Below are 18,496 nucleotides of genomic sequence, written 5' to 3' on the forward strand. Positions count from 1 at the left end.
ACTTAGCCCTCCTGCTATTGCACTGTTCGTGTAACCGTATAAACATCTTTGATCTGCTTTAATCTGTCTACAATTTTACGCAGATGATTCGTATTATGAATCAAAATCGTAATTTGGATTAAGGCCATTTTGTTTCGATCACTTCTGCCATTTACATGGGTGATATTTGTTTTTGTTTCATTGACAGCCTGCAATACTTCATTCAGCAATCCACGGCGATCATAGCCACTGATTTCCAAATCGACATGATATTGCTTCAATTCAGTATGGTCATTTTCCCACTCCACATGAAGCAGCCGTTCCTGTACATCGTCTGCTTGTACATTCGGACAGTCACTGCGATGTACTGACACTCCTCGTCCTTTTGTAATATAGCCTACAATATCATCTCCAGGCACTGGATTGCAGCATTTGGAAAGGCGAACAAGCAGGTTATTGATTCCCTCCACTTTGACACCGGAATCTCGTTTATGTTTCTGTTTCGGTTTATTTTCCTGCTTCACTTCTTCTAATGATTCAGAAAGCCCTTGCTGTTTTTGTTTCGCTTGTCTGATTTTTTCAGTTAACCTCGTGGCTATTAAAGCACCTGTGATCCCTTGATAACCGACTGCTGCGTATAGATCATCTTCATTCGTAAAGTTAAATTTTTCATAAACCCTTTGCAAATTTTCGTGTGTTAATGCTTCTTTTGGCTCAATACCGAGATTGCGGATTTCTTTATCCACCAGTTCTTTTCCTTTGACGATATTTTCATCACGCTGTTGCTTTTTAAAGAACTGTTTAATTTTATTTTTTGCCTGTGAGGATTGGGTCAACTTAAGCCAGTCTCTAGAAGGTCCGTAGGAATGTTTGGATGTCATCACTTCGACAATGTCACCGTTTTTCAATTCGTAATCAAGGGGCTCCATTTTAGAATTGACCTTGGCTCCGATTGTCTGATTACCAATTTCTGTATGAATGCGATAGGCAAAATCAATTGGAACGGAGCCCGCAGGCAATTCAATAACATCACCTTTTGGCGTAAACACGTAAACCATATCCGAAAAAAGATCCATTTTCAACGTTTCCATAAACTCTTCTGCATCATGTGTATCGTTTTGCCATTCCAGGATTTCTCTGAACCATGTCATTTTTTGTTCAAAGGAATGCTTGTCCTGATGGAATTGCTTGCCTTCTTTATAAGCCCAATGGGCTGCAACCCCATATTCTGCGATTTCATGCATTTCCTTGGTTCTGATTTGTACTTCTAATGGGTCACCGGTAGGGCCAATTACTGTCGTATGCAATGATTGATACAGATTCGGTTTCGGCATAGCGATATAGTCCTTAAATCTTCCCGGCATCGGTTTCCAGCAAGTATGAATGATGCCGAGCACAGCATAACAATCTTTAATGCTGTCAACGAGCACCCTTACTGCAAGCAGATCATAGATTTCGTTAAACTGTTTATGCTGTTTGACCATTTTACGGTAAATACTATATATATGCTTGGGGCGGCCAGAAATATCCGCTTCAATATTTACCGCATTTACCTGGTCTTCAATTTGGTCCATGACTTCCTTGATATATGTTTCTCTTTCCTGTCTTTTCAGTTTCATCAGATGGACAATACGATAATACTGTTGGGGGTTCAAATAACGCAGCGCAGTATCTTCAAGCTCCCATTTAATAGTGGAAATTCCCAGCCGGTGCGCCAGAGGAGCGAAGATTTCTAATGTTTCATTAGCTATCCGGCGCTGTTTTTGGGGTGGTAAATGTTTCAATGTGCGCATGTTATGCAGCCTGTCGGCTAACTTTATTAAAATGACACGGATATCTTTTGCCATGGCAACGAACATTTTCCGATGATTTTCCGCTTGCTGTGCTTCCTTCGATTTATATTTGATTTTTCCCAACTTTGTTACACCATCGACCAGCATTGCGACTTCTTCATTGAAAACAGACTGTAGCTGTTCCAGCGTGACATCTGTGTCTTCTACCACATCATGCAAGAAACCTCCAGCAATTGTGGCTGGATCCATTTGCAGTCCAACAAGAATGCCAGCAACTTGAACCGGATGAATGATATAAGCCTCTCCCGATTTACGGAATTGTCCTTCATGGGCTTTCTGGGAAAAATCAAATGCACGCCGAATAAATGCAGTATCATTCTCAGATAAGTATACCTTTGCTTCATCTATAATATTGTCTATTGTTTTCAAACCATCTTTTGCCATGTCATCACCTTAATCCATTACAGAAATTCCCTCTTGAAGGATGTTCAACATATCACGTAAAACAATGCTTGCTAATAGTATCAAGAATTATACCCGAAATGTAAAGAAATAAATATAAAAACTTGGAAAAATAAAGCAGAAGGCCAGACCATCTAGTTGCAGGCCGGACCTTAACATCTGTATATTCGATTTTAATCAGTACTTGACCAGGGCCAGTACTTCATAATCCTTCAATTTATCTAAACCATGCAGATAAGAAAGCTCAATCAAGAATGCACAGCCAACAACAACTCCACCGAGTTCTTCCACAAGCTTTATAGTCGCTTCGATTGTACCGCCTGTGGCAAGCAGGTCATCTGTGATCAATACACGCTGTCCTGGTTTGATTGCGTCTTTGTGGATTGTCAGAACATTTTTTCCGTATTCCAATCCATAATCTACCTTGATAACTTCCCGGGGAAGTTTTCCTTCTTTGCGCACTGGTGCAAAGCCGATTCCAAGGGCGTATGAAACTGGACAACCAATTATAAATCCTCTTGCTTCCGGTCCAACCACAATATCGATATCTTTTTCCTTTGCAAAGTCCACGATTTCGTTCACTGCAGATTTAAAAGCTTCTCCATTATCCATCCATGGCGTGATATCTTTGAATTCGATTCCTTCTTTTGGCCAATTATCTACGATCTTGATAAATTTTTTATAATCCATATGCCACTTCCTCCTTGGCTTCTTCCGAAATATGAAGAATCTGCTCAAACCATTTACTAAGATTCTCATAAGTGGAATAATAAAGTGTCTTCTCCACATCCATTTGATTCCTTCGTTGTTGGTAAAGCGAAGAAGAAGTTAAATCCTTTTTGTGCGGTTTCTCAAGTAATGTGATTATTCCATTCTCCAGCTTTACAAAATCCAATTCCAAAAATACACGCAGCATAAATTGGATGTTCTGCTTATTCAATCCAGTGACTGCAGCCAGCATTTCCATATCCATTTTTGAATCTATTTTTTTACGCTTGAATATATAGGCATAAAGCTTCTTAAATTCATTTCTTCCTGGGAAAACTGTCAGATAGGAACTATTCTGCACATAAAAACAAGCGTGAATATTTACCGGTCTGATTTTCTTGACTATCTTTTCAAGCTGTTGCAAATCATCCGGTAAATCAAACAGAAATATATCTGTGACTTGCCCCAATTCAGACTCAGCACATGTATATGTGGTCTTTTGAACATGCACAAGGCCCCAACCCTTTTCAATTTCATCTGTATGGCTAATGACTGCCGGATGCGAGCTTCTCTGCAAGTAGCTTGTCATGTCCCTTGATTTTTTTCCACGGTGGTCGAACAGCTGCCAATCATCTATGCGTAAATCTTGCATAATAATCTGCGGTTTTCTGACACCGTTCCATTCATTAACGGCCAGCTGCCCTGCCACCGAAACACCCGCATTCGGAGTAATGAAGTCAGCCCATTCACCCAGTCCAAAACCAATGCCATCTATGGAGGTGCCTGCATTCTCAAACTGCATTTTCAGATGTTTATTACCATTACCTAGTTTTCGGATACCGAACGGGATTCCCGATAACAGAAAAACAGGCTTATTATTTTTCATCCCGAAAGGGGCCAGCCGACCGATTTCCTTGATTAATTCCAACGTCACATCGGAAGGTTGCAATGCAGCATCTATGAGCAATTCCTGTTTGAAATCTTCAGGGGATAATTTCATGTGGATGATACCATTCAGCTCGTTGCGCAGTTTCTCGATATTTTCCAACTTTAAAGTCATACCTGCAGCTTGTGAATGTCCGCCAAAATTCAAAAACAGATGATTGACCTCCATGCACCCCTGAAATAGATCAAACGCTGGGATACTGCGAGCAGAACCTTTAGCAGTACCTGTCTCCTCATTGATGGATAGCACGATTGCCGGTCTGTCGTAGTCTCGGACCAGCCTGGATGCAACGATGCCCAATACTCCTTCATTCCAGCCTTTTTGGGCTACCACAATTACGCCATCTTCGTCTGAAGTATGTAAAAGCATATTTTTCGCTTCATCAGCAATCTCAGCGACAATTTTTTTTCTCTCTTTGTTCAAGGTCTGTACCATTGAAGCCAATTCCTCAGCTTCTTCTTCATTGTCTGTCATTAAGAGCTGTACAGCCAAATCAGCGTCTTGCAACCGGCCAACAGCATTTAAATGAGGACCGATTTGGAAACCGACATGCTCTTCGGTTACTTCTCCCTGCAAACCACAGCATTTTTTCAAAGCGGCTAACCCTTTACGCTGTGTGACGGACAATTGTCGCAAACCATGAAATGCAAGGATTCTATTTTCATTTACCAACGGCACCAAATCTGCAATGGTGCCAATAGCTACTAAATCCAGCAGGTGGGCTGGGAAATAACCGAGAAGATATTGTGCGAATTTAAAAGCCACTCCGACCCCTGCAAGCTCCTTAAAAAGGTAATCAGGTGAGCATTTAGGATGGATTATCGCGAAGGCATCCGGTAATTGCTCTTGTGCTTCATGATGGTCCGTGATTATCAAATCCAGCCCCAACTGTTTAGCAAAGGCGGCTTCTGTGACAGCCGCAATACCTGTATCGACTGTTATGATCAATCGGAAGCCATTATCATAAGCCTGGCGGAAAGCCGCTTCATTCGGTCCATAGCCTTCAGTAAACCTGTTTGGTATATAAAAGGCACAATTTGCCCCAAGTTCAGTCAACGCACTCATCATTACAGTGGTCGAACTGACACCATCCGCATCATAATCGCCAAAAACAAGAATTTTTTCGTTGTTTCTAATCGCATTATGTACACGTTCCCCAGCCTCTGCCATAGAAGATAAATTAGTCGGGGCATACAAATCGGCTATGTCAGGTTGTAAAAACGCCTGTGCTCGCACTTCATCAGTAATGCCGCGCTGCAATAGCAATTCCTGGACAATCGGTGAAATTTCATTCGTGCTGCCTTGCCACTGCCGCTTTTCCGCTAATTCTTTTTTCAACTTCCAATTTGCTAGACTGCTTATCATAAGTTCACCCCTGACTAATCTATTATACAAAACAGATCGCAGGGGAGCAATCACTAATCATGGATGTTCAACATTTCCTTTAAAAACGAGACAGACATGTTTACTTTTTCCTGATCAAACACTAATCATGTATCATCCACATGCTATTGTTCATTTTTTCCATAATTTTCTTCTAATAGACCGTTCTTTTCCAATGTGTTGCGCAACACATTGTTTTCTTTCTCCAGAGCTTTTGCTTTGCGCTGCAAACGATACATCCTTAACATACCTGTTGCAGCGGTAATAAGCACACCCATTAAAACAGAAAACAAGATGACAAGAATCAATGGTGATTCAGTATGCCAAAAGAAATAATTCACTTCTACCGAAGATACATTGGTGACAGCGAAAACTGCAATCAGAATGATAAAAATGATTGCTAGAATAACGTAAGTTTGTCCCTTCATTTTATCCCTCCTAAAATTCTTTTACCCCGCTTCGCTTATTTTCATGCACAAATAAAAACCCTCTATCAAAAGATAGAGGATTTCATCATGATTATCAAACTTGAGGTCCTTCCATTTTCTTTTTCTTGGTGAAATCGACCGGCCGCTTTTTCAACATTTTTCCACGCCATACCAGCCATAACTGTGCTGCGAGGAATAAAGAAGAATACGTACCGACGATAAGGCCAACCATCATGGCGATAGCGAAGCCTTTGATGGAAGTCGCACCAATCACAAGAAATGCCAGTATAGCTAACAAAGTGGTTAAGGAAGTATTGATACTCCTCGTCATTGTTTGCATGATACTATTGTTGACTACTTTAGCCAATTCCTTAAACGATTTGATACGCTTGTTATGTCTCTGTAAATTTTCGCGAATCCGGTCAAATGTAACAATTGTATCATTGATGGAATAACCGATGATTGTCAATATAGCGGCAATGATCGTGACATCAAATTCCATACGGGTGATGCTGAAAAGTACCAACATGAAAAATGCATCATGCAACAGAGCAATGATTGCCGTAATACCGAAGAACAGTTCGAACCTGAAAGCAACATAGATAATCATCCCAATTGCAGCAAGCCCTACGGCGTATAACGCATTTTTGACTAATTCCTGTCCGACAATCGGTGATACCACACTGACATTCGGCTCGCCTTTATCATATTTATCATTAAGGTACTGTTTCACCTGTTTGATTTTAGAATCGGGTAACACTTTATCAAATCTGGTTACACCGATTTCTTTATTGTCACCGGAAATGACAATCGATTTCGCTTTCAAATCAAGATCAGATAGATCTTTTTCTATTTCCTTAGTAGTCAAAGTGTGATCTGATAATATTTCCACTCTTGTACCGCTAGTGAAATCAATACCAGGATTCAGTTTGAACAATGACAAACAGATAATACCTACAATTACCATCGTCGTTGATGCAATGAAAAATTTCTTCCGATGTTTCACAACGTCGACTTTGCGGTTATGAAATGTCACTTCAGCTTCTTTGTCATTGATATCTCTGATAGAGTCCTTTTTTACCCCGAACCATCCTGGATGTTTCTTGAAGAAAGGTACTTTGATCCAAAGGTGCAATAAAAATCTTGTACCATAAACTGCCGTCAAAAAACTGACAAGGACACTGATGATCAATAGGGTTGCAAAGCCTTTTACGGAGCTTGTCCCAAAAATGAACAGGATGACAGCTGCGAGCAACGTGGTAATATTGGCATCCAAAATAGTAGAAAGTGAATTCTTCGTTCCTGCCCTGAAAGAAGCCTGCAATGATTTACCTGCACGCATTTCTTCTTTTATCCGCTCGAATGTGATAACGTTGGCATCCACTGCCATACCTACCCCTAGTATCAAAGCGGCAATACCAGGCAAAGTCAATACGCCGTTCATCAGCATGAACACCAATAAGATCAAGTAAACATATACAGTCAAGTTGATAGATGCGATCAAACCTGGGAAACGATAGAAAAATAGCATGAATAGGAATACCAGTCCCACACCAATTATTCCCGCGATAACCGTTTTATGCAGTGCCTGCTCTCCAAATTGCGCCCCAACAGAAGTCGAATACAATTCTTTCATGTTTACTGGCAGAGAACCTGAATTGATGATATCAGCCATATATTTCGCTTCTTCTACAGTAAAATTACCGCTGATTTGCACATTATTCGTATTCAACGTCTCGTTTACATTGGGATTAGATACAAATTTAGGGTCCTTCTTTTTCACTTCTTCTTTGTAGGTGTCCCCTTTATTGTGATCCATCCAGATGACCAACTGATTGTTTGGCGCCATGTTTTTGATTTCTGTAGTAACCTTGGCGAACTTACTGGCATCTTTCAATTTCAGTGTCACCATAGGCTGATTCGTTTTTGGGTCAAAATCCTGTTTCGCGCTGCCTTCTTTGACATCAGAACCATCCAGAAGCTTTTTATCATTGACATCCCGGAAGGATAATCTGGCAGACGTGGCCAGCAAATCGCGTGCTTGCTGCTGATCCCTTATGCCGGCGAGTTGCACCCGGATGCGATCATCACCTTCAATATCAATTGTCGACTCACTGATACCGAGACGATTGACACGGTCATTCAACGTCTGTACGGTACCCTCCAGCAAATCGCGTGTGACCTTCTGGCCTTTATCTATCGGTTCAACCTTGTATAAAATTTCAAATCCGCCTTGCAGATCTAAGCCAAGATTGATTTTTTTCATGATACTGCTTGTCGTCGATCCAATCGCCGCTCCCACAATAAGGACGATTAGAAAGAAGGCAATCAATTTGCCTTTATTTTTCATCTTTACAATTCCTCCCTAACTTCGCAACAATTCCTATACAGATTAATGCTGAGGCAAACCTTCCTTGTCTAAGTAAAGTAAGATTAATGTTCTAACACCGCACGTATACGAGAATATCTTAAATCCATTTTCATCAACTTCCATTTAACAGTGCAGCGATGGAGGCTTCCAAATCATCTTCCTGATAAGCATTGACTGTCAAATAGCTCATATATACGTTTGTGCCCAGATGAAAGATGTCCTCTACTACTTCATACAGGCGTTTATGGGGATTTCCTTTCCAGATTTTGCCGCTCAAACAATTCCAGATATCCTCTTGTGTTGCATTGTCATATCCCATCAGCTTGAACTCACTTGCTTTACAAGCAAGCACTGGACGGACATGGGATTTCCATTCTTTTACAGGCAATATGCTTTCCATTTGCCCTCCCCCTTCAAATTGAAATAACAAAAAATAATTATATGCTTGTTATCTTGACAAATCTTCATATGTAATCTTGTCATGCTTGACCAACAAGTCAGCATATACATCATTGTATATGAAATTTTATTTTTTGAGAAGGCAGGGAGCCCATCTTGTCCAAACAAACTTTTTTGCAAGGAACTTTAATACTGATTTTCGCAGGTATGATCACCCGTTTTCTCGGGTTCATCAACAGGCTGGTCGTTGCCCGGCTAATGGGAGAAGAAGGCGTCGGGTTATATATGATGGCTCTTCCCACGTTATTCCTTATCATGTCGATGACACAGCTTGGCCTGCCTGTAGCCATTTCCAAGCGGGTTGCAGAAGCAGAAGCAAAAAATGATCAGGCTAAAATTAAAAAAATTCTAATCGTCTCTTTAATCATCACCGGCTGTTCCAGTCTGATATTCACCACACTCATGCTGATTGGAGCACCATATATTGCTAACAACCTATTGACTGATAAGCGTACTCTGATGCCACTGGTCGCCATCAGCCCGATTGTTCCAATCGTTGCCATCTCTTCTGTACTAAGAGGCTATTTTCAAGGTAAGCAAAATATGAAACCGCAAAGCTATTCACAGATAATCGAGCAAATTGTACGAATCACATGTGTCGCATTGCTTGTGAAACTATTCATGCCGCTTGGTGTGGAATATGCTGCCGCAGGTGCGATGATCAGCGTCATTATCGGAGAGTTCATGTCTTTGCTATACATGGTTTATCAATTTAAACGCAGAAAGACCATCAAGGTTCGCTATCGCTTCTTCACCTATTTAAAATCAAGCAAAAATGTTTTGAAAGAACTTTTTTCCATTGCCTTGCCAAGTACTGGTAGCCGGCTGATCGGCTCTGTGTCTAATTTTCTGGAACCGATTTTTGTTTCTCAAAGCCTGGCTATCGCTGGTATCTCCACTGTCATGGCGACGAAACAATATGGTGAGCTGACCGGCTACGTATTGCCATTATTGTTTTTGCCTACCTTCATCACACATTCTTTATCCATATCGCTTGTACCATCTATATCCGAGGCAGAGGCGAAAGCAAATCATACACTTATCATGTACCGTATACATCAGTCCATCCGTATATCCTTTGCTTCCGGAGCGATAGCGACAATTGTTTTGGTACTGTTTGCAAAGACAATTCTACTTTACATGTACGGTACAGACCATGCAAGTACATTGTTGCTATTAATGGCACCTTTTTATATTTTACTCTATATCCAATCTCCTTTACAAGCAGCATTACAAGCATTGGATTTGGCCAAACCCGCTATGTGGAATAGTTTAATAGGGAATATCGTTAAGTTTACAGTACTTTTCTTACTTGCCTCCAACCAGGATTTCGGCATAACCGGAGTCGCTATTGCCATGAGCACTGGTGTCATTTTAGTGACTTTGCTGCATCTCGCAACCTTGAAAAAAACTATCCGATTTTTCATTCCGCCTAGGGACCTCGTGAAAATGGCAGTGCTGCTCGGACTGGCATCTGGAGTCGGATTATTATTAAAATCGTTTTTCTTAACGGGGGGGGATAACTTGTTTGTTCTTCTCCTCATAATTCTTGCGTTGGTCATCATTTATATTTTTCTATTGTTTGCACTCCAATTTATCACAAAGGAGGAATTGAAACAAATTCCATTTCTTAATAAATACATGAAATAATGACTATGAGGGGCTAGTCTATTTTACAAAATGATGAATATGATTAAAATAGGCTAAGATATAAAGGGGGTATTGGATGCGCCAGCAATTTATCGGTTTATTGTATGGATGGATTGTGATTTTGGGTATGGTACTGACAACGAGCTTTATCCTGGCACTTTTATTGCGTTTTTCCTCTTTCAATGATCCAGCCTTATCGTGGGTCACACTGGTGATCGGCTTAATCACCTTGTTTATCGGCGGGATTATTGCAGGTGTAAAGGCTAAGAAAAAAGGCTGGGTGATAGGTGCGGTGACGGGGGCGGGTTTTACATTATTCACTTTTTTACTGCAATACCTCGGTTATCATCATGGATTCTCCATGGAACAATCACTGCAGCACCTTGGCTATATTTTTGCTGCGCTGATTGGCGGGGTCATTGGTGTGAATGTCATTGTCAACGGACAAGAATCATGATCGAAAAAAGAAGAGGCTTAAAAGCCTCTTCTTTTTAGTATTGGTTTTAATTTTATTTACTCCGCTGTTTTTACTTCTCGGATTGCTGAACGATCATATGTAAGTTTCGTTCCATCTTCAGCTTGAAGCACGACAGAATTTTCATCAATCGCATGAACCAAGCCGTGGAATCCGCCGATTGTCACAACTGTGTCACCTTTTTGCAGTTCCGATTGCATTTGTCTTACTTGCTTTTGCCGTTTTTGTTGCGGACGGATCAACAAGAAATAAAAAATGACAAACATTAAAATAATCGGCAGCAATGCGCCTAAACTACCCATGATATTACCTCCTTCTCCTAGAAATTTTTTGCATTCGGTTTGTTCAATCCATATTGTTCAAAGAATGCTTCTCTAAAATCGCCAAGTCGGTCTTCGCGAATCGCATTTCGGACTTGTTCCATTAATTTTAACAGAAAATACAAGTTATGATAAGTAGTAAGTCTGAAACCGAAAGTTTCATTACATTTTATTAAGTGACGGATGTAAGCTCGGCTATAATTTTTACAAGTATAACAGTCGCATTGATCATCAATCGGCCCAAAATCTTCAGCAAACTTAGCATTTCTGACTACAAGTCTGCCACGGGAAGTCATACATGTCCCATTTCTGGCAATTCTCGTCGGCAACACACAATCGAACATATCGATTCCGCGGATTGCTCCGTCAATCAAAGAGTCTGGGGAACCAACTCCCATCAAATAACGTGGTTTGTCAACAGGCAGCAGTGGGGTCGTATATTCCAGCATTCTGTTCATAATCGGTTTAGGCTCACCTACAGAGAGACCGCCGATCGCATATCCCGGAAAGCCTAACGAGACAAGATCTCTGGCACTTTGTTTGCGCAAATCTTCGTATTCTCCCCCCTGCACAATGCCGAATAAACCTTGTACATCTTTTCTGACATGTGCTTCCATACAGCGTTCAGCCCATCGGGAAGTTCTTTCCACAGATTTCTTCATATAGTCATGAGTAGCCGGATATGGAGGACATTCATCGAAAGCCATCATGATATCTGAACCAAGCGCATTTTGGACTTGCATTGATTTTTCGGGTGACAAAAAAAGTTTTTCTCCATTCAAATGATTCCGGAAATGGACACCTTCTTCTTTTATTTCTCGCATATCACTTAAACTGAATACTTGAAATCCGCCCGAATCAGTCAATATGGAGCCATCCCAATTCATGAATCGGTGAAGACCGCCTGCTTTTTTTACAATATCTTCCCCTGGTCGAAGCCATAAATGGTATGTGTTGGATAAAATGATTTTAGCATTCATCGATTCCAAATCTTCCGGACTCATTGTTTTTACCGTTGCCAATGTGCCGACCGGCATAAACATCGGCGTTTCAAAGGAGCCATGCGGTGTTGTCACACGTCCAAGCCGGGCACCTGTCTGCTTACATGTTTTTATATGCTCGTATTTAATCGGTTCCATGTATTTTTCACCTCCATTTTTTCTTCATGTTAAATGATTAACATAGCATCTCCAAAACTGAAGAAACGATATTTTTGCTCGACTGCTTCATGATAAGCAGACAAAATAGGTTCTCTTCCGGCCAAAGCACTTACAAGCATGATCAATGTGGATTTCGGTAAATGGAAATTAGTGATCAACCCATCAATTGCTTTATATTGATATGGTGGACGAATAAAAATATCAGTCCAGCCGCTAGCCTCTGCAAAATTCCCATCATGGTCCCTGGCGATCGTCTCCAGCGTCCTTGTGGAAGTAGTCCCCACAGAAATAATTCTGCCGCCGTTCTTACGGATATTCGTCAATGTCTCCGCAGTTTCCTTCGTCATCTTGTAAAACTCTGAATGCATCTCATGTTCTTCTATATTGTCCGTACTGACCGGTCTGAATGTGCCAAGGCCAACATGCAATGTAATGAACGCTAGCGTCACACCCATTTCCTTCATTTCTTCCAATAACTCATTAGTAAAATGCAATCCGGCAGTCGGCGCTGCAGCAGAGCCCATTTCTCTAGCATAAACTGTCTGGTAACGATCATTCTCGGAAAGCTGTTCCTTAATATACGGGGGCAACGGCATTTCTCCCAATTCATCAAGCACTTCATAAAAAATGCCATCATAAGAAAATTTCATGACCCTTCCACCATGTTCCTTTTCCTCCGTGCAGACAGCTTTCATTTTACCTTCGCCAAAATCAACTACAGAGCCAACTTTTAAACGCTTTGCTGGCTTGGCCAGGACCTCCCAGCAGTCATCCTCTTCCTGATGAAGCAGCAAAACTTCAATTTTTGCACCGGTTTCTTCTTTCACGCCAAATAATCTGGCAGGCAACACTTTCGTATCATTCAGAACCAGACAGTCCCCAGACTTGAGGTATCCTTTGATATCCGTAAAATGTCGATGGTCAATTTCTTTTGTATCATTATGAAGCACAAGCAGCCTCGAAGCAGCCCTGTTTGGCAGTGGTGTTTGTGCAATTAACTCTTTTGGTAAATGAAAATCGTAATCATTGATATCCATGATATATCTCCTTGCTAATTGGTTTACTTCAAATGTCCTAAGGCAGGCAGGAATTCGGGACACAGCAATACTTTACTTGAATTTGTTCCAGATGAAAAAAATCAAAGTGCACAGAATACTGATAATCACGCTTGTCATCACCGGAAAATAGACCGTCACATTTCCTTTCGTAAAACGAAAGTCACCTGGCAATCTGCCCAATAAGCTTCCCGCTAACCCGATAAGCAAAAGTGCAGCACCTAAAATGATGAACATTCTATACATGCTCAGTCACCTTTCTTTTCCAATCCGAAATGGTGATACGCTTTAGCCGTAGCAACCCTACCCCTTGGAGTCCGCTGAATATATCCGATTTGCAGTAAAAACGGCTCATAAACTTCTTCAATTGTCTGGGATTCCTCGCCTATACTGGCAGCAATGGTATCGAGTCCGACCGGCCCGCCTTTAAAACCTTCAATGATGCCCAACAGCAGCTTATGGTCTGTGTTATCCAAACCTGCACGGTCTACTTGCAACATTTCCAGGGCATCCTTCGTCGTTTGCAAGCTGATTTCATTTTCTCCTTTGACCTGAGAAATATCCCTAATCCTTCTAAGCAGCCGATTGGCAATCCTTGGCGTGCCTCTTGAACGACAAGCTATTTCCTCGGCGGCCTGAGCAGTTATCGTTGTTTCAAAAATTTTAGCGGTACGTTCCGTAATTTCACAAAGATCATTGGCATCATAGAATTCCAACCTGCTCAAAACGCCAAAACGATCTCTCAGCGGTGCAGATAATAATCCCGCTCTTGTGGTTGCTCCAACAAGGGTGAAAGGTGGCAAATCAATCCTGACCGACCTGGCACTTGGCCCAGAGCCAACAACGATATCCAGAAAAAAGTCTTCCATAGCCGGATATAAAATTTCTTCCACAGATCTGGGTATACGATGAATTTCGTCGATAAACAGCACATCTCCCACTTCGAGAGAAGACAGTATTGCTGCCAGGTCACCGGCCCTTTCGATGGCGGGGCCGGAAGTTGAGCGGAATTGGACCCCCATTTCATTGGCAATGATACCGGCAAGTGTGGTTTTCCCCAGGCCTGGAGGGCCGTACAGCAAAACATGATCTAATGGTTCGTTGCGCATTTTTGCTGCTTTAATGAATATTTCCAGATTCTCTTTAGCTTTATGCTGTCCAATATATTGATTCAAATATGCCGGGCGCAGGCTCAATTCCACTTCAGTATCCTGTACCTGCTCTTCTCCGGTGATTATACGTTCATCCATTTAAACACAGCACCTCCTTTCACTTACTTGGCAAGCATACGCAATGCCTTGTGAATCAATTTGTCTGCATCTGCCGCCCCTTCCTTGCGCAGTTCTGCAGCAACAGGATTCAGCTCCTTGTCGGTATAACCTAAAGCTTTCAATGCTTCTACCGCTTCAGAAACAGTTTGATTGGCAGTATCCTCTCCCGCATCCTCCTGACTGATATTTCCGACGGCTTCTAGAGTGAATATACTTCCGAGCTTACCTTTCAGATCCAGAATAATTTGTCTGGCGGTTTTTTTTCCAACTCCCGGAAAACCTGTAAGAAATTTATCGTCCTCTCTTTCCACCGCTGCAGCAAAATCAGCAATATGCACATTCGCTAAAATAGCCAAAGCACTTTTCGGACCAATTCCAGACACAGAGATTAGTTTAGTGAACAAGCGCTTTTCTTCTTCATTTTTGAAGCCGAATAATATTTGTGCATCTTCCCTGACATGATGAAATGTGACAATCTTCACTTGCTCATTAAGCTGATGCTGAAACACGAACGGATTCGGACAAACTATTTCATAACCTACTCCCATCGTTTCTACAACAACTGATTGATCATTTATGTACGTCAATGTTCCTTGTATATACGCAATCATTTTATCTTCTCCCTCAAATGCATGTTCAGAAAAGAAGGCAAAAATGCTGTAGTCATCATTTTTTCATTCGCGGGACATATGGAGCACGCGATATGTCATTTTCCGAGCCTTTTTGAACAACCTCTTCAAGCATTCACACTTATTTTACCATAAAGTAGACATTTCGTAATCGAAAGCCTTCTGGAGAAAGATAATGACTCCCACTCCTGCGAGTGGAAGTCATGCATCATCAGTCATCAGTTTTCATATTATGGTAAATATCTTGAACATCCTCATTATCTTCCAGCATGTCGATCAAACGATTCATTTTTTCTTCATCTTCAGGAGAAAGCATCGTATAATTTTGAGGGATGAGTGTAATTTCCGCTTCTTCCAGCTGATAGCCATTGTTTTTCAAATACTGACAAGCATTGTCAAAAGAATCTGGTGCTGTCAGGATCTCGTATCCACCATCCTGCACGATCACATCATCCGCTCCGGCTTCGAGTGCCTGAAGTGTAATCTCATCCTCTGAAATTTCATCATCCTCATTCAGAATGATCATATATCCTTTACGGTCAAACATGAACGAAACACTGCCGTTTTCGCCAAGGTTCCCACCATTTTTCTTAAAGCTATGACGGACTTCAGCTGCTGTCCTATTCCGATTATCAGTCAACACCTGTACGATCACAGCAACACCACCAGGGCCATATCCTTCATAGTTGAACTCTTCGTAGCTTACCCCGTCCAAACTTCCGGTAGCCTTCTTGATAGCTCTTTCGATATTATCGTTGGGCATGTTATCAGCTTTTGCTTTATCAACTGCTGTACGCAGACTAGCATTCGTTCCTAGATCCCCGCCGCCCTGCTTGGCCGCTAAATAAATATTTTTAGCATGCACCATGAAAATTTTGCCTTTTTTGGCATCCTGTGCATTTTTACGTCTTTGTATATTTTTCCATTTGGAATGACCAGCCATCTGGTATTCTCCTCTCAATGAAATTCCTTTCTTACTATACCAGAATTTCGTTGAGATATAAAGAGGGTTTATCGGTCATTGATATTGAATAGTTCCCTGAAATATTCCTTCGCCTGCCCTTTGTTGATCCCCGGTTGCAGCTTCGATCTTAGATTTTTGACATGGCGCCAATGGTAATCGTCTGTATATACAACAATCGTTTTATCTGGAAAGAATGGTTTCACCTCATTTTCCACCCAGCTTGAAATATCGTGATCATCATGCTCATTCAACATCACACTAACTACAACCCGATCATCAGCCGCAGCGACTTGCGCCTGTTTGATCACCTTAAAAGAAGCCAGATGTTGCATTGCTTGTACAGCCTCTTCATTCGTGAATGCATCTGTGTAATCGTTCGTCTTCTGGCCCTGATTGATTCTATCTTGTTTGGTTTGATAACGTCCAGTGTTTTCTCCTTCTGCCTCACGAAGTTTTTTATCCTGTTGCCGGTATTGTCCAGGGGTCTCATACCTTACCAGCTCATTTTTTGCGGGGTGTCCTGACTGTGATGAATCATCATGTGCAGAGCATCCTGAAAGCAGCAATGCTGCCGCACTGAAAAACAATAAAAAACGCATATAAAAACCTCCCTTTCAGTTTAGGTTTGATTGGAATGACGCTGCGCTTCGACTAGTCAGTCCAACTCTACTCCTGTTTAGTTTGCTTGAAGGGAGGTTTTTTAAACATCTACATCATTTTGCTGTTATCTTTCTTTTTTTGTATGGAATTGGTTCGGAATGGTACGTTTATGCGCAGTGTTGCGGTGCATTTTATCAATAATCGCCTGATCAGCTTCCGAGACAGGTTCTCCTTTCAAAAATGCATCAATGGCGTCGTATGTTGTGCCCATTTCCGCTTCATCGGTTTGCCCTGCCCATAAATCGGCACTCGGCTTTTTCTCAACCACTTGACTTGGAACCCCCAGATAGCTGGCCAATTCACGTACTTCCGTTTTAGTCAAATCAATGATTGGCTGCAAATCTGCAGCACCATCACCATATTTTGTAAAATAACCCATGTACCATTCCGCAGCATTGTCAGTACCAACAACTAGGTAATGATGATTGGTTGCTATCGTATATAAGGTACTCATTCTGAGTCTTGCTCGCAAATTGGCATCCGCCATACGGTCATTTTGCTGATTGAATGTATTCCCAAGCCGTTTGCGGATTTCACTGTACATGGTTTCATGTGTGGCAGTCAAATCTATTGTCAATGACTGCAAATCACAGCTTTCCACCACTTCTCCTGCATCTTCCATATCGACTGGGTTGCTCTTAAGCGGCATCATCACACCCAGTGAATCATTGGGGAAAGCCCGCTTGATCAAATGGGCCACAACGGCAGAATCAAGCCCGCCGCTCACTCCGACTACCAACCCTTTTGCATTGGCTGCTTCAACCTGCTCACGCAGCCAGGCGACTATTGCTTCTGCAGTATCTTTCATATGAAATCGCTCCTGTCTTTGTCTGTTTTCATAAGTGTGATTACTTTGATTGTAGCATTGAATGAACGTTTCTCAAAAAGATTTTGCGTTGTGCCCAGTCTTCCCCCATTTTTTGTAAATATTCTTTGGTGTTGATGTTCTTTTTTGCTATTGTGATGTGCCATTCCCGCATCACATCGCTAGGCAATCCAATCATCGTCAACCAAATGGGGAGATCATGATCGTCCACCATTTGGTAGGCCAACAAGGCATCCAGATTCCAATCGATATATGGCAAAAATCGCTGGCCAAGCTGCATGTAATCGTATATCTGTGGTGCAGTGGCCAATAAATCGAAATCAATTAACACAGTTGTTTCGTCATGAATGAAATTATGCGATGCGACATCTCCATGAATCCATCGACCATTTTTCTTCGCAAGATTCATTTTTTCATGCCAAGGATAGGAAAATGCACTCTCAAGCAGATTTGCGGAAACTTTGTAGATTTCTGTATACAAACGGTCATATCCATACTCATGGAAAATGGACGCAGATTGTGTAAAACGGTAAAAGCGTTTTTGCATCCGCTCAGACATGACCTTCGTTACCTGTTGATTTTTTAATTGAATGTTTTTTGCATAGGAATGGAATGTTCTTGTTGCATGAAGCGCCCTTTTTCGGTCAGCTTCATCCTCATATTTCAAGGTACGGCCTTTACGGTACGGGGAAATTGTCCAAGTAACTCGCCCGTCAGCAATTGTTTTGCTCCCATTAGGGAATAATATAAATGGGACCAAGGCTTCTTTGTTATCCATGCAATCGAAAAAATCCCATTGTCGTTTGACGCGGGCAGGATGGAAGTGGCCTTTTAAAATATACCATTCCCCAGTTTTAGCTTCAATTTTGAAAATCATCTGCTTGATTTTAATAAATCTTTTCACTGCCAACCCACCGGATTTATTCAAAAAAGAAGAGAGACGATGATAATACACCT

Annotated in this window: 18 protein-coding genes; 2 read left to right on the top strand and 16 right to left on the bottom strand. The window is 41.6% G+C overall.

The window, feature by feature from the left end; all coding sequences use genetic code 11:
* Nucleotides 1-14: 14 nt before the first annotated feature.
* From ACFSMW_RS14870 to ACFSMW_RS14895, 6 genes are all read right to left on the bottom strand, one after another.
* The gene (locus ACFSMW_RS14870) at nucleotides 15-2,216 is read right to left on the bottom strand and encodes a RelA/SpoT family protein (RefSeq protein ID WP_390356949.1); all 2,202 of its coding nucleotides are present in this window, start codon (nucleotides 2,214-2,216) and stop codon (nucleotides 15-17) included.
* A 195-nt stretch (nucleotides 2,217-2,411) separates the two neighbouring features.
* Nucleotides 2,412-2,924 (bottom strand): adenine phosphoribosyltransferase, encoded by a 513-nt coding sequence (locus ACFSMW_RS14875; RefSeq protein ID WP_390356951.1) that lies wholly within the window; start codon nucleotides 2,922-2,924, stop codon nucleotides 2,412-2,414.
* Nucleotides 2,914-5,253, bottom strand: coding sequence for a single-stranded-DNA-specific exonuclease RecJ (recJ, locus tag ACFSMW_RS14880; protein WP_390356953.1), 2,340 nt, complete (start codon nucleotides 5,251-5,253; stop codon nucleotides 2,914-2,916). The genes ACFSMW_RS14875 and recJ overlap by 11 nt, the downstream gene beginning before the upstream one ends.
* 143 nt (nucleotides 5,254-5,396) lie before the next feature.
* The gene (locus ACFSMW_RS14885; protein WP_390356955.1) at nucleotides 5,397-5,699 is read right to left on the bottom strand and encodes a LapA family protein; all 303 of its coding nucleotides are present in this window, start codon (nucleotides 5,697-5,699) and stop codon (nucleotides 5,397-5,399) included.
* Nucleotides 5,700-5,793: 94 nt separating this feature from the next.
* The gene (gene secDF, locus ACFSMW_RS14890) at nucleotides 5,794-8,049 is read right to left on the bottom strand and encodes a protein translocase subunit SecDF (protein ID WP_390356957.1); all 2,256 of its coding nucleotides are present in this window, start codon (nucleotides 8,047-8,049) and stop codon (nucleotides 5,794-5,796) included.
* A 133-nt stretch (nucleotides 8,050-8,182) separates the two neighbouring features.
* A complete protein-coding gene (locus ACFSMW_RS14895) occupies nucleotides 8,183-8,470 on the bottom strand; it encodes a post-transcriptional regulator (RefSeq protein ID WP_390356959.1) in 288 nt (95 codons plus the stop codon).
* Nucleotides 8,471-8,625: 155 nt separating this feature from the next.
* Here ACFSMW_RS14895 and spoVB point away from each other — a divergent pair, with 155 nt between their 5' ends.
* Nucleotides 8,626-10,179 carry a stage V sporulation protein B gene (spoVB, locus tag ACFSMW_RS14900; protein WP_390356961.1) on the top strand — a complete coding sequence of 518 codons (1,554 nt, stop codon included), beginning with the start codon at nucleotides 8,626-8,628 and terminating at the stop codon, nucleotides 10,177-10,179.
* Between the two features lie 76 nt (nucleotides 10,180-10,255).
* Complete coding sequence (locus ACFSMW_RS14905; protein ID WP_390356963.1) at nucleotides 10,256-10,636, top strand: TIGR04086 family membrane protein; 381 nt, start codon at nucleotides 10,256-10,258, stop codon at nucleotides 10,634-10,636.
* Between the two features lie 56 nt (nucleotides 10,637-10,692).
* Here the strand turns inward: ACFSMW_RS14905 and yajC are convergent, their stop codons facing one another.
* The 10 genes from yajC to ACFSMW_RS14955 form a co-directional block, all read right to left on the bottom strand.
* A complete protein-coding gene (yajC, locus tag ACFSMW_RS14910) occupies nucleotides 10,693-10,956 on the bottom strand; it encodes a preprotein translocase subunit YajC (protein ID WP_390356965.1) in 264 nt (87 codons plus the stop codon).
* A 17-nt stretch (nucleotides 10,957-10,973) separates the two neighbouring features.
* Nucleotides 10,974-12,113 (bottom strand): tRNA guanosine(34) transglycosylase Tgt, encoded by a 1,140-nt coding sequence (gene tgt, locus ACFSMW_RS14915; RefSeq protein ID WP_390356967.1) that lies wholly within the window; start codon nucleotides 12,111-12,113, stop codon nucleotides 10,974-10,976.
* A 29-nt stretch (nucleotides 12,114-12,142) separates the two neighbouring features.
* Nucleotides 12,143-13,171 carry a tRNA preQ1(34) S-adenosylmethionine ribosyltransferase-isomerase QueA gene (gene queA / locus ACFSMW_RS14920; RefSeq protein WP_390356968.1) on the bottom strand — a complete coding sequence of 343 codons (1,029 nt, stop codon included), beginning with the start codon at nucleotides 13,169-13,171 and terminating at the stop codon, nucleotides 12,143-12,145.
* A 72-nt stretch (nucleotides 13,172-13,243) separates the two neighbouring features.
* Nucleotides 13,244-13,435 (bottom strand): DUF2905 domain-containing protein, encoded by a 192-nt coding sequence (locus tag ACFSMW_RS14925; RefSeq protein WP_390356970.1) that lies wholly within the window; start codon nucleotides 13,433-13,435, stop codon nucleotides 13,244-13,246.
* Between the two features lie 2 nt (nucleotides 13,436-13,437).
* A complete protein-coding gene (ruvB, locus tag ACFSMW_RS14930; RefSeq protein ID WP_390356972.1) occupies nucleotides 13,438-14,439 on the bottom strand; it encodes a Holliday junction branch migration DNA helicase RuvB in 1,002 nt (333 codons plus the stop codon).
* 23 nt (nucleotides 14,440-14,462) lie between these two features.
* Nucleotides 14,463-15,071 (bottom strand): Holliday junction branch migration protein RuvA, encoded by a 609-nt coding sequence (gene ruvA, locus ACFSMW_RS14935; RefSeq protein WP_390356974.1) that lies wholly within the window; start codon nucleotides 15,069-15,071, stop codon nucleotides 14,463-14,465.
* A gap of 229 nt (nucleotides 15,072-15,300) precedes the next feature.
* Entirely contained in the window at nucleotides 15,301-16,032 is a 732-nt protein-coding gene (locus ACFSMW_RS14940) for a YebC/PmpR family DNA-binding transcriptional regulator (protein ID WP_390356976.1), read from the bottom strand.
* A gap of 68 nt (nucleotides 16,033-16,100) precedes the next feature.
* On the bottom strand, nucleotides 16,101-16,652 hold the full coding sequence (locus ACFSMW_RS14945; RefSeq protein WP_390356978.1) for a YhcN/YlaJ family sporulation lipoprotein: 552 nt from the start codon (nucleotides 16,650-16,652) through the stop codon (nucleotides 16,101-16,103).
* Nucleotides 16,653-16,777: 125 nt separating this feature from the next.
* On the bottom strand, nucleotides 16,778-17,521 hold the full coding sequence (nadE, locus tag ACFSMW_RS14950; protein WP_390356980.1) for an NAD(+) synthase: 744 nt from the start codon (nucleotides 17,519-17,521) through the stop codon (nucleotides 16,778-16,780).
* Between the two features lie 40 nt (nucleotides 17,522-17,561).
* Complete coding sequence (locus ACFSMW_RS14955; RefSeq protein WP_390356982.1) at nucleotides 17,562-18,443, bottom strand: phosphotransferase; 882 nt, start codon at nucleotides 18,441-18,443, stop codon at nucleotides 17,562-17,564.
* Between the last annotated feature and the right edge of the window lie 53 nt (nucleotides 18,444-18,496).

This window comes from Tigheibacillus halophilus (genome assembly GCF_042683165.1).
GTDB classification, from domain to species: Bacteria; Bacillota; Bacilli; order Bacillales; family Amphibacillaceae; genus Tigheibacillus; species Tigheibacillus halophilus.

What these genes read in the sequence shown, in the direction of transcription:
- ACFSMW_RS14870 (WP_390356949.1), bottom strand. Translation starts at nt 2,216, where the DNA reads ATGGCAAAAGATGGTTTGAAAACAATAGACAATATTATAGATGAAGCA.
- ACFSMW_RS14875 (WP_390356951.1), bottom strand. Translation starts at nt 2,924, where the DNA reads ATGGATTATAAAAAATTTATCAAGATCGTAGATAATTGGCCAAAAGAA.
- recJ (WP_390356953.1), bottom strand. Translation starts at nt 5,253, where the DNA reads ATGATAAGCAGTCTAGCAAATTGGAAGTTGAAAAAAGAATTAGCGGAA.
- ACFSMW_RS14885 (WP_390356955.1), bottom strand. Translation starts at nt 5,699, where the DNA reads ATGAAGGGACAAACTTACGTTATTCTAGCAATCATTTTTATCATTCTG.
- secDF (WP_390356957.1), bottom strand. Translation starts at nt 8,049, where the DNA reads ATGAAAAATAAAGGCAAATTGATTGCCTTCTTTCTAATCGTCCTTATT.
- ACFSMW_RS14895 (WP_390356959.1), bottom strand. Translation starts at nt 8,470, where the DNA reads ATGGAAAGCATATTGCCTGTAAAAGAATGGAAATCCCATGTCCGTCCA.
- ACFSMW_RS14905 (WP_390356963.1), top strand. Translation starts at nt 10,256, where the DNA reads ATGCGCCAGCAATTTATCGGTTTATTGTATGGATGGATTGTGATTTTG.
- yajC (WP_390356965.1), bottom strand. Translation starts at nt 10,956, where the DNA reads ATGGGTAGTTTAGGCGCATTGCTGCCGATTATTTTAATGTTTGTCATT.
- tgt (WP_390356967.1), bottom strand. Translation starts at nt 12,113, where the DNA reads ATGGAACCGATTAAATACGAGCATATAAAAACATGTAAGCAGACAGGT.
- queA (WP_390356968.1), bottom strand. Translation starts at nt 13,171, where the DNA reads ATGGATATCAATGATTACGATTTTCATTTACCAAAAGAGTTAATTGCA.
- ACFSMW_RS14925 (WP_390356970.1), bottom strand. Translation starts at nt 13,435, where the DNA reads ATGTATAGAATGTTCATCATTTTAGGTGCTGCACTTTTGCTTATCGGG.
- ruvB (WP_390356972.1), bottom strand. Translation starts at nt 14,439, where the DNA reads ATGGATGAACGTATAATCACCGGAGAAGAGCAGGTACAGGATACTGAA.
- ruvA (WP_390356974.1), bottom strand. Translation starts at nt 15,071, where the DNA reads ATGATTGCGTATATACAAGGAACATTGACGTACATAAATGATCAATCA.
- ACFSMW_RS14940 (WP_390356976.1), bottom strand. Translation starts at nt 16,032, where the DNA reads ATGGCTGGTCATTCCAAATGGAAAAATATACAAAGACGTAAAAATGCA.
- ACFSMW_RS14945 (WP_390356978.1), bottom strand. Translation starts at nt 16,652, where the DNA reads ATGCGTTTTTTATTGTTTTTCAGTGCGGCAGCATTGCTGCTTTCAGGA.
- nadE (WP_390356980.1), bottom strand. Translation starts at nt 17,521, where the DNA reads ATGAAAGATACTGCAGAAGCAATAGTCGCCTGGCTGCGTGAGCAGGTT.